Annotated in this window: 11 protein-coding genes; 7 read left to right on the top strand and 4 right to left on the bottom strand. The window is 70.6% G+C overall.

The window, feature by feature from the left end:
* The first annotated feature begins 7 nt into the window (after window positions 1-7).
* From VFV89_RS12585 to VFV89_RS12575, 3 genes are all read left to right on the top strand, one after another.
* On the top strand, window positions 8-157 hold the full coding sequence (locus VFV89_RS12585; protein WP_329706290.1) for a helix-turn-helix domain-containing protein: 150 nt from the start codon (window positions 8-10) through the stop codon (window positions 155-157).
* Window positions 158-812: 655 nt separating this feature from the next.
* The gene (locus VFV89_RS12580; protein WP_329706287.1) at window positions 813-1,502 is read left to right on the top strand and encodes a DUF6064 family protein; all 690 of its coding nucleotides are present in this window, start codon (window positions 813-815) and stop codon (window positions 1,500-1,502) included.
* Window positions 1,499-2,353, top strand: a complete 855-nt coding sequence (locus VFV89_RS12575; protein WP_329706286.1) for a type II CAAX endopeptidase family protein — start codon at window positions 1,499-1,501, stop codon at window positions 2,351-2,353. The genes VFV89_RS12580 and VFV89_RS12575 overlap by 4 nt, the downstream gene beginning before the upstream one ends.
* A 41-nt stretch (window positions 2,354-2,394) precedes the next feature.
* Here the strand turns inward: VFV89_RS12575 and VFV89_RS12570 are convergent, their stop codons facing one another.
* Window positions 2,395-3,087 carry an alpha/beta hydrolase gene (locus VFV89_RS12570; RefSeq protein ID WP_329706289.1) on the bottom strand — a complete coding sequence of 231 codons (693 nt, stop codon included), beginning with the start codon at window positions 3,085-3,087 and terminating at the stop codon, window positions 2,395-2,397.
* Window positions 2,972-3,409, bottom strand: a complete 438-nt coding sequence (locus VFV89_RS12565) for an NADPH-dependent FMN reductase (protein ID WP_329706288.1) — start codon at window positions 3,407-3,409, stop codon at window positions 2,972-2,974. The genes VFV89_RS12570 and VFV89_RS12565 overlap by 116 nt, the downstream gene beginning before the upstream one ends.
* Before the next feature lie 244 nt (window positions 3,410-3,653).
* Here VFV89_RS12565 and VFV89_RS12560 point away from each other — a divergent pair, with 244 nt between their 5' ends.
* Both VFV89_RS12560 and VFV89_RS12555 read left to right on the top strand, forming a co-directional pair.
* Window positions 3,654-5,747 (top strand): hypothetical protein, encoded by a 2,094-nt coding sequence (locus VFV89_RS12560; protein WP_329706285.1) that lies wholly within the window; start codon window positions 3,654-3,656, stop codon window positions 5,745-5,747.
* 155 nt (window positions 5,748-5,902) lie between these two features.
* On the top strand, window positions 5,903-6,499 hold the full coding sequence (locus VFV89_RS12555) for a GNAT family N-acetyltransferase (protein WP_329706284.1): 597 nt from the start codon (window positions 5,903-5,905) through the stop codon (window positions 6,497-6,499).
* Between the two features lie 23 nt (window positions 6,500-6,522).
* On the opposite strand, the gene VFV89_RS12550 is transcribed toward VFV89_RS12555, so the two are convergent.
* Entirely contained in the window at window positions 6,523-7,170 is a 648-nt protein-coding gene (locus tag VFV89_RS12550; RefSeq protein ID WP_329706283.1) for a helix-turn-helix domain-containing protein, read from the bottom strand.
* Window positions 7,171-7,240: 70 nt separating this feature from the next.
* Between VFV89_RS12550 and VFV89_RS12545 the strand changes: the two genes are divergently transcribed.
* Both VFV89_RS12545 and VFV89_RS12540 read left to right on the top strand, forming a co-directional pair.
* The gene (locus tag VFV89_RS12545; RefSeq protein WP_329706282.1) at window positions 7,241-7,687 is read left to right on the top strand and encodes a VOC family protein; all 447 of its coding nucleotides are present in this window, start codon (window positions 7,241-7,243) and stop codon (window positions 7,685-7,687) included.
* Window position 7,688: 1 nt separating this feature from the next.
* Window positions 7,689-8,186, top strand: coding sequence for a luciferase family protein (locus tag VFV89_RS12540; protein ID WP_329706281.1), 498 nt, complete (start codon window positions 7,689-7,691; stop codon window positions 8,184-8,186).
* A 25-nt stretch (window positions 8,187-8,211) separates the two neighbouring features.
* On the opposite strand, the gene VFV89_RS12535 is transcribed toward VFV89_RS12540, so the two are convergent.
* On the bottom strand, window positions 8,212-9,276 hold the full coding sequence (locus VFV89_RS12535; RefSeq protein ID WP_329706280.1) for a tellurite resistance/C4-dicarboxylate transporter family protein: 1,065 nt from the start codon (window positions 9,274-9,276) through the stop codon (window positions 8,212-8,214).
* Between the last annotated feature and the right edge of the window lie 65 nt (window positions 9,277-9,341).

Here is a 9,341-nt window from a genome sequence, read left to right as displayed (position 1 = left end):
CCGCGCGGTGACCTACCGGCTCGAGCGGGTCAGGTCGCTGACCGGGTTCGACCCGCTGGACCCGGCCCATCGCTTCACCCTGCAGGCGGCCGCGCTCGGAGCCAAGCTGCTCGGCTGGCCCGACCAACCACTACCCCACCCGGAGGCTGCTTCCTAGACACGGCCCAGCCAACCGCGACAGCGGCGGTCCGGCGGCCGCGCGGCGCCGTTGGCGGCTGCAGGCAGTCTCCGACCGGGTTGTTCGCCGTTCCAGGCACTGGTCGCCCCGCAGCGGCTCGGCCACACTCAGGGTCAACCCGAGGCCCCTCGGAATGCCCAGCCACGTCGTACCGGCATCCTGGTCGTGCCTGCGCCTCGCCACAGAGGGAGCCTGCCCATGAGCCGATCGCCCGCTCGTTCGACCGAGCACGGCTCGATGTCGACGCGGGACGACCCGGCTCTCGAGACGGACGTGGGAATGGAGCCGGGTCCAGATCGGACGTCGACGCCGGCGCAGCGATCGGAGGCCGCGCGGTCCGTGGCGTGGGACCTTGTCGACGAGTGGGGTGCACAGTCGTTCCCGGCAAGCGACCCGCCGGCGAACTGGTGAGTGCCTGAAGGCCGCTCTGGCTCCCTCGCCCGAGACCCACCGAATGCGGGATCCAGGCTCAAGCCTCTGGCGTGGCGGACGTTCGGCCCTGCCGGTCTGAGGGTGACTCGTTGGATCGTGAAGGCATTGACCCTCGGGGCTCCGCTTCATCAACACCGTCGGCTTGGTCAGCTTCTGCTTCATCGGACCGGTCCACGGCCCTGATGAGGATCGAGGAGGAACGATGCCCACCGCGGCCGCATCGACAGAGACGCTGCTCGAAGTGTTCACCCGCTACAACCAAGACCTGTGGCCGGCACACCTCGTGGCCTACGCCCTGGGCGCAGCTCTGGTCACACTGCTCGTGTTGCGACCGAGGGCCACCCGAGCAATCACCTCGATCCTGGCCGTCCTCTGGATCTGGCTCGGCGTCGTCTTCCAAGGCATGTACGCCACGGACCTCGATGCCGTGCTGGGAGCCGCCTATGCAGTGCTGTTCGTGGGACAGGGCGTCTTGTTCATCATTGCCGGTCGCAGGGGGCAGGTGACGTTCGAGCCGGACGCGCCGAGGGTCAGGTGGTGGGGCGGTTGGGCGGCGTTGAGCTATGCCCTGCTGGTCTATCCGGTCGTGGGCATCGCCCTGGGCCACGGCTGGCCCGAGTCACCGCTGTTCGGGATGGCGCCGTGCCCGACGACGATCGCCACTTTCGGGATCCTGCTGCTGACCTCACCTCCAGCGCCCCGGCACCTGCTGGTGGTCCCGCTGATCTGGGCACTCCTCGCACCGCCCGCTGCAGTGGGTCGCGGGGTCTGGGAGGACCTGGGACTCCTGGTCGTCGGTATCGCCGCAGCAGCGCTGCTGCTGCGCCGTCGTCCACCTCGGCGAGGGGTGTCGCGAGGTGAATCGGCACGGATGGAGGCGATCGTCAGATGAGTACCGCCTCGCATTCGACGCCGGTTGCTGCTGTCGACCACCACGAGCGAACTCAGCGGTGGCGTCACTGGGCTGCGGCACACCCGGTTGCGGCTTACGCGATCCTCGCCTATGCGCTGTCGTGGACCCTGTGGGTTCCTGCCGTTGCCGGCGGCGGCGGAGTTCTGGTCCTGATCCTCTTCTTCGCGGGCGCGCTCGGACCCGCTGGCGCGGCACTGATCGTCACCAAGGCCATCGGGGCACCGGTTCACGTCTGGGCGAGGCAGATCGTGAAGTGGAGGGTCCCGGTCAGGTACTACGTCTATGCCCTCGGCCTCCCCGCGTTGCTGTTCGCCGTCGTGAACGTCGAGCTGGCGCTGGCCGGCCAGAACCTCGACCTCTCTCTCATCGGCGACCGGCTGCCTGCCTACCTGGGCACGTTCCTGCTGGTAGTGACGATCGGCGGGGGCCTCGAGGAGCCGGGCTGGCGTGGGTTCGCGTTGCCGCGGCTGCAGGCGCAGCACACTCCGGTGAAGGCGACGCTGATCCTCGGGTTGATCTGGGGCGGCTGGCACCTGCCCCTCTACGGGTTGGGCGCGGTCGGACCGATCGCCTTCGTCTTCTTCTACACCTGGCTCTGCAACCGCACCGGCAGCGTGCTGCTCTGCATCCTGTTGCATGCGAGCTTCACACCCGCCCTGGACCACCTGGTCCTGCGCGAGGACAGCCTCGGCGTCGACCTCGCCATCCTCACGACCCTCGTAGCAGCCGCCGTGGCTCTCGTGGCACTGACCAAAGGTCGTCTCGGCTACGACCCGAGCACCGCGCCCGCCGACCTCGATCAAGAAAGGAAGGAGACCAACCGTGCATGAGCTGAGGATCCACGGGATCACCCAGCGTCATGCGGCCGTCGCTACGGCAGCGCGGCGACAGCCTTCTCGATGACGTCGACGAGCTCGCAGGGCGCGGTCAGCATGGCGTCGTGGCCCGTGTCGACAGCGAAGGTCCTCAGGCCGTGGTCCTCGGCCCATTGCCGGAACGGGACGGGTCCGGGTCGTCCGACGATGGCCGCAGCAGGCACAGAATCGACGGCCCCGGTCAGGCGGGTGGGGTCCGAGAACGTGCGCAGCGGGTGGTCGGAGACCAGGGATCCCAACAGGCGGGCAGTCTCGACGCCCTCGATGCCGAAGGCCGCCGGCGGCGGGGGAGGTACCCGCCAGCCGTCGCCGGCGTCCCGCGCTGACCGACTCATGGCCGGCATGAACCATTCGGGCGCGACCGACGCCATCGACTGCCCGTCGTCGAGGATCCAGCCCTCGACGAGGACGAGACCGCGAGCGGCGGCGGGGTGCTGGTCGAGGGCCTGGCGAGCCACGACGGCGCCGTAGCTGTGGGCCACGACGACCAGGTCCGGGCTGCCCTGTGTCCCCAGTGCGCTGACGACGTCCGCGACATGGGTGTCGAGTCCGACAGTGGCGGTCAGCTCGTCGCTACGAAGTCCCAGGCCGGTCAACGTAGGAGTCGTGACGCTGTGGCCACGTACATCGAGGATGGCGGTGACCTGCTCCCAGCACCTGGCGTCGTGCCAGGCGCCGTGGATCAACATGAGGTGCATGTGTGTTCTCCGAGTACCGGTGGTCGAGTGCGGGATCGAGTATTGCGCGGCCCGGGGCTACGCCGAGGGCGGCCATCCGGTCCTGGGCGACAACGACCTGGCAGAGCTGCTCGACGGGGCGGACGCCGCCCACGCTCCCGTAGCTCACGAAGCCGGCCACCTTGTCGTTCCACTCCCGGTGCAGGAGGTCGATGGCGTTCTTCAGCGCCGCCGGCATGCCGTGGTTGCACTCAGGAGTGACGAAGACGAGACCGTCGTAGCTCGCGACCTCGGCGGCCCACGCGCGGGTGTGGGGGGTCCCGGGCGTCGAGATCGCTCGGCGCGTCGGCTACGCCTCGTCGTACGCCTTCGCCAACGCCTTCAGGCGCACACACGGCGTATCCCCGGTCGCTACCGCTCGCGCACCCGGGACCCGCACGTCGAGCGGCGTCCCGGCCGCGCGAGCCGAAGGCGGCGGACTCGTGCCGCGCGGCCACGCCCAGCGGTAGCGCCCTGGGCCGGCCCGGCTGGTCTGGCACCAACCGACGCACTGCGCCCGTGATGAAAGAGTGCAGGGTGTGAAACCGCTGTGCCGGGCGCTCGTCGTGCTCGGCACGGTCCTGATCGTGGTCGGCGCGGTGGCAGGTGTGCTGAGTCGAGAGGTGCTGGACGGGGACCGGTTCGCGGCGAACGCCGACGCCGTCCGCTCCGATCCGTACGTCGCCCGGCAGCTCGGCACCCTGGTGACCGATCGGATCCTCGCGGCGCAGCCGGACCTGACCGCAGTACGGCCGTTGCTCGAGTCGACGGCGACCGGGGTCATCGCCAGCCCCACACTGGCGCCGGTCGTCCGGGTCGGCACGACGCCGTTGCACTCCGCGCTGGTCGGCGGTGGCGGGAACCCGGTCGTGCTGCGCCTGGCAGACGTGGCCGCCGTCGTGGTCGGCGTCGCGTCTGCGCTGGCGCCACAGCTGGCCTGGTCGGTCCCCCCGGACCTGGACGTGCGGCTCTCCGACCTCGGCGCGGGTGTCGAGGTGAGACGAGCGGTCGACTCCGCCCACCTCGTGCGCTGGCTGGCGTGGCTCTGCCCGCTGCTCGGCCTGGCGGTGCTCGCCGGCGCCGGCGCGATCGGGGCGGAGCGGTCGGGCCGCGGACGCGTGCGCGGTGCCGCCGCGACGGCGGGTGCGGGAGTGGTGTGGTCCGGGCTGACGCTGGCGGGGCTGCTCGTCGTCGTGGACCTGCTGGTCCGCCGCGCGGACCGGGACACCCTCTCCGGCGCCGTACAGCACGCGGCGTGGGCGCAGCTGGACAACGTGTTCTGGCTGACGGCCGGACTGCTTGTCGTCAGCGGGTACCTCGCGGTGCTCGCGTCCCGGCCGGACCTGTCCCTCTCGGCCGTGCGGCCCCGGGAGGCTGCCAGGGCCGTCTGGGCCGGGCTGACCGATGTCGGCACCAGCCGGGGCGAGCGGCTCCTCCGCGCCGTGGTGCTCGCGCTGCTCGGAGTCCTCATGCTCGCCGACCCTGTCGGCGTGCTGACCGCCCTCGTCGTCGTCGCGGGTGCCGGCGCCGTCTCGCTCGGGATCCTCGGGGTGCTGCTGGTGGTGGGCGAGGGGATGGGCTCGTTGGCCATGCACTGGCGTCAGGTCGTCGGAGTGGTCGCCGCTGCCGCGTTCACGGTCGTCGTGGTCGCCGGCGTGCTGCCACCCGCGACGAGTGTCCCGGGCTACCCGAACCGAGGAGACGACGCGACGTGCAACGGCCGGGCCGACCTGTGCGACCGGAGGTACGACGCGGTCGCGTACCCGGCCACTCACAACGCGATGGCGGCCGCGAGCGAGCCGGGGTGGTTCTTCGCCGAGCAGCCCGACGGCATCCTCGCGCAGCTCGACAACGGCATCCGGGTCCTGCTCATCGACAGCTGGTACGGGCAGCACACCCGGCGACCGGGGATCATCGCGAACACCGACGAGAGCCGGGCCAGCGCCCTTGCCGAGGCGGAGCAGTCCTTCGGTGCGGCGGCGGTCCGGAGTGCGCTGCGGGTTCGCGGTGCTCTGAACCTCGAGCCGCGCGGACCGGTGGACAGCTACCTCTGCCACGGGTTGTGCGAGCTCGGCTCCAGCGCATGGCTGCCGCTGATGCGTGAGGTGCGCACCTGGCTGGACGCGCACCCCCGGGAGGTCGTCACCATCTTCATCCAGGACACCGTCAGCCCGGGCGACACCGCCGAGGTGTTCGAGCGCGCCGGCCTGTTGCCGTCGGTGTACACACCGATGCCGGGCCAGCCGTGGCCCACCCTGCGGCAGATGATCGAGTCGGGCAAGCGGCTCGTCGTACTCATGGAGAACCACGGGGGAGGGGCGGCGTACCCCTGGCTGATCGACGGCTTCCAGGTCGTCCAGGACACGCCGTTCCTCTTCCGCGACGCCTCGCAGTTCAGCTGCGCCGCGAACCGGGGAGCTCAGCACGCTCCGTTGTTCCTGCTCAACCACTGGATCACCAACAAGGCGCGTGAGGTGAGCAACGCGGCCCTGGTGAATGCCCGCGACGTCCTCGAGCCTCGCGTGCGGCAGTGCCGCGAGGAGCGTGGCCTGCTGCCGAACTTCGTCGCGGTCGACTTCTACGACCAGGGCGACCTGTTCGGAGTGGTCGACGACCTCAACGACGGCGACTGACACCGGCGCGGAGCACGCCAGCCCGGGAGTGGTCGGACCGACCGGAGCGTGTCGGGTCGCGGCCCGGGTATGTCTTGACAGTGGAGGTATCTTCTGCGCAGAATACAACTCTAAGCAAAACTACCGCCATGAGGCGCCTGACCAGGAGGTCAGCCATGTCTGTGTTCACCATCGTTCGTCCGCTCCGTCGAGTCGGTCAGGTGCCGACCGGGATCAAGGGTGCGACCGCGTGGTTGCGGCCGTTGGGGCCCGGCGAGACCGAGCCGCTGCAGGCGGTGTTCGACGCCATGTCGCTGGAGTCGCGGTACGCGCGGTACCTCCAGGGCATGTCCGTGCTGACGCCGGCCATGATGCGCATCCTGACCGCGGTCGACGGCGTCGACCACGTGGCGTGGCTGGCCACCGTCGACGGCCGGCCGGCGGGCATCGCTCGCTACGTCACGGTGGTTCCAGGCACCGCCGACGTCGCGTTCGAGGTGGCCGACGAGTTCCACGGGCTCGGCCTGGGCGCCGCGCTGCTCGACGCCGTCACGACCGTTGCCGAAGCGTCGGGGGTCCGGAACCTCCAGGCGTTGGTGCTCGGCTCCAACCACCGGTCACGGAGGCTGCTCGCCAAGGTGGGCCTCGAGCTGGTCCGGCAGAGCGACGGGTCGCTCGAGGCCGACGGTCCCTTCCACCTGCTCGAGCGGCCGCGCGTCGACCGGGCGAAGGTCCTCCGGCTCGCGTTCGCTGCCCAGCCTCTGGCCGCCTGAGAGGGCCTTCTGAGCGGCCCGGGTCAGGCCCGCCGGACCAGCTCGTTGACGAGGGTCCGGCGCAGCCAGTCGGCGTACTGCTCGTGGTCCCAGCCGCGGATCGAGCGCAGCAGCAGGTAGACCTCGATGCTGCCGACGGCCCAGGCGGTGTCGGTGGCCTCCCCGGGCGGGAGCCGGAGGCGGGCCTGGTCAACCATGCCGATCATCGCCGCGAACGTCTCGTTGCGGCGCCGGTGGGCGGCCTCCAGGTTGGCGGCACCGGTGGGGTCGACAGCGGCTGCCTCGCGGTAGGCGACCCAGACCGGCGCCAGCCGCTGCATGGTCTCGGCGATGAGGGCGGCGATCACCTCGACCTGACGTTCGGCGGTCGGCTGCTCGGCCACCGCCGTGAACGTCGACCGGTCGGCCAGCAGCACCTCCTCGTCGTCGCCGGCGACGGCCAGGTCGACGACCAGGTGCATGAGGGCGGCCTTGCTCTTCCCGGCGTTGTAGACCGACTGGAGGGCGACCCCGGCCTCCTTCGCGATGTCGGCGACGGTCGTGGCGACGTAGCCACGGGTCACGAACAGGTCGCGAGCGGCCTCGACCACCCGGCGCTGGGTGGCGCGGCGCTCCTCCTCCGCGCGCTCGCGGCGTCGGGTGGCGTCGTAGCTGCGTGGTTGTCGGCTCATGGCTTGACTCTAGAGCATTAATCTGTTTAGAATCAAAATCTAATGTAATCAATCGCAAGGAAGTGTCGTCATGACCATCACCACCGGGCACGCAGTCCACACAGTTCCGAGCCTCACCGGGATCAGCCACGTGGGGCTCACCGTCCGCGACGTCGCGACCAGCGAGGCTTGGTACGCCGACGTGCTGGGCCTGGTCCGCGTCTTCGTCGAGCCACACAGCACGGGGGAGGGGTACGCCGTGGTCATGACCCGTCCGGGCACCGCGCTCTACCTCGGCCTCGACCACCACCCTGAGGCGGACCTGCAGGTGTTCAGCGAGTGCCGGACCGGCCTCGACCACCTGGCGCTGACCGTCGAGAGCCGCGCGGACCTCGACCGGTGGGCCGAGCGCCTCGAGGCCCGGGGCATCGAGCACGGGCCGATCACCGAGGTCGACGAGCCGGCGCCGCACGCCCAGATGACCTTCCGCGACCCCGACGGCATCGCCATCGAGGTCTTCTGGATGGGGGGTCACTGAGATGTTGACGCACCAAGGGCTTCCGACCCGCGCCGGCACCCGCCCGCGCACCACGAGCACGTTCCCGCACTCCCAGCTCGACCAGCAGCCGGACGACGAGCGGCACCTCGACGCCATCCTGGCCGAGGCGGCCAGCTGGCCGTCGGTGCGCCGGACACAGTCGGACATCTCGGTGGAGGGTGCCCGGGCCTTGTCGCTCGATCCCTCCGCGGCCCGCGGACCCGCCGAGGCGTTCATGGTCGGCCACGAGTTCTGCCATGTCCACGCCGGTGGCGACCTCAGCCTGCACGCCATGCTCCCCGTCGCGCTGGCGGAGGAGGCGGCCCGCGCCGGTTGGGCCGAACCGCACTTCCTGGTGCACACCGGACAGGCGCCGGCGACCGTGGTCCTGCTCTACGCGCCCCGTGACGACCACGAGTACGAGGTAGTGCTGGGCCTGGTGCGAGCGTCATACGACTTCGCGTGCGGCTCAGCACCTCGATCAGGGTCCACCCGATGACGATCGCGGCCGCGGCTCGACGTGTTCAGGACCGGACGGTTGGGCGCGGCGATGGGGCGAGCACGGTGCGCAAGACGTGCGAACACATGGCCACGAACACGATCACCCAGGTTGCGAGCGCCACCCAGAGCACCACTCGTCCCACTCCCTCGACGAGTGGCAGGTGGTCGGCGCGACCCAGGTAGATCCCGGCGACGGCGTACATGCCGAGGGGGAAGACGATGCTCCACAAGGTCGCCTCGTAGATGAGGGGCACGCGGCAGTGGACATGGCGCCACCAGCCGGCGGCAATCAGCACCGGGATGAGCCAGGTCGCGAAGGCCCAGAAGACGACGGCCAGGCCGGCGACCAGGTCGCGGGTGACGGCGACCATCGGCGCATCGGCCATCTCCACGATGCGGGCACCCGCGAGCACGGTGATTGCGAGAGCACCCATCGAGACCCAGTACGGCGGGGTCAGCTCCAGCGGGCCGAGCTCATAGAGCATCAGGCGGAGGGAGACGATCAGCCCCGCAGCACAGTAGAGGGCCACACCCACCGACCACGACATGACCGCCAGCACAGCGAGGCCGCGGCGGGACTGGTCGAAGACGGGCTCGATCGTGGCGGCGGCGACCGCGACCGACTGGCTGGCCACCACCCAGATGAACCACGTCCCGTTGGCGCTCCGCACGACGGGGCGCTCCTCGCGCCCGAGCACCGCCGTCCACGGGACGACGTAGCCGAGGACCAACCAGGCGAGACCGGACGCGACGAGCAGCCCGGCGGTCACCGAGGGGTGCCCCGCGAGTCCGAGACGGACCCCCAGGACGTTGGTGCCGGCCACGAACGTGAAGAAGCCGAAGGCCCGACCTGGGTCCATGAAATCGCTGACCATGGCGGTGCGGTGGAGCGTCAGACGCGCGACCGTGAGGACGAGGAGGACCACGAATGCGCCTGCGCACAGGGCGAGCAGCGCGTCCGACACCAGGACATGGCCCTCGAGGTGGGTGCCGACGGAGATGATGCCGGTCGCCATGACCAGGGCGAAGTAGCCGGGGGTGAGCCCCTCGACCGCCCTGCCCAGCCGGGCTCCGAACCCATCAGCCACCGTCGGAGTCTCCCATCCGCTGCCGGCCAACGCTTCGCATCGGCTGCGCGGTGCGCGCGGTCGGT

Origin of the sequence: Nocardioides sp. (assembly GCF_036274455.1) — a bacterium.
GTDB lineage: Bacteria > Actinomycetota > Actinomycetes > Propionibacteriales > Nocardioidaceae > Nocardioides.
This window is presented reverse-complemented; position numbering and strand designations above follow the sequence as displayed.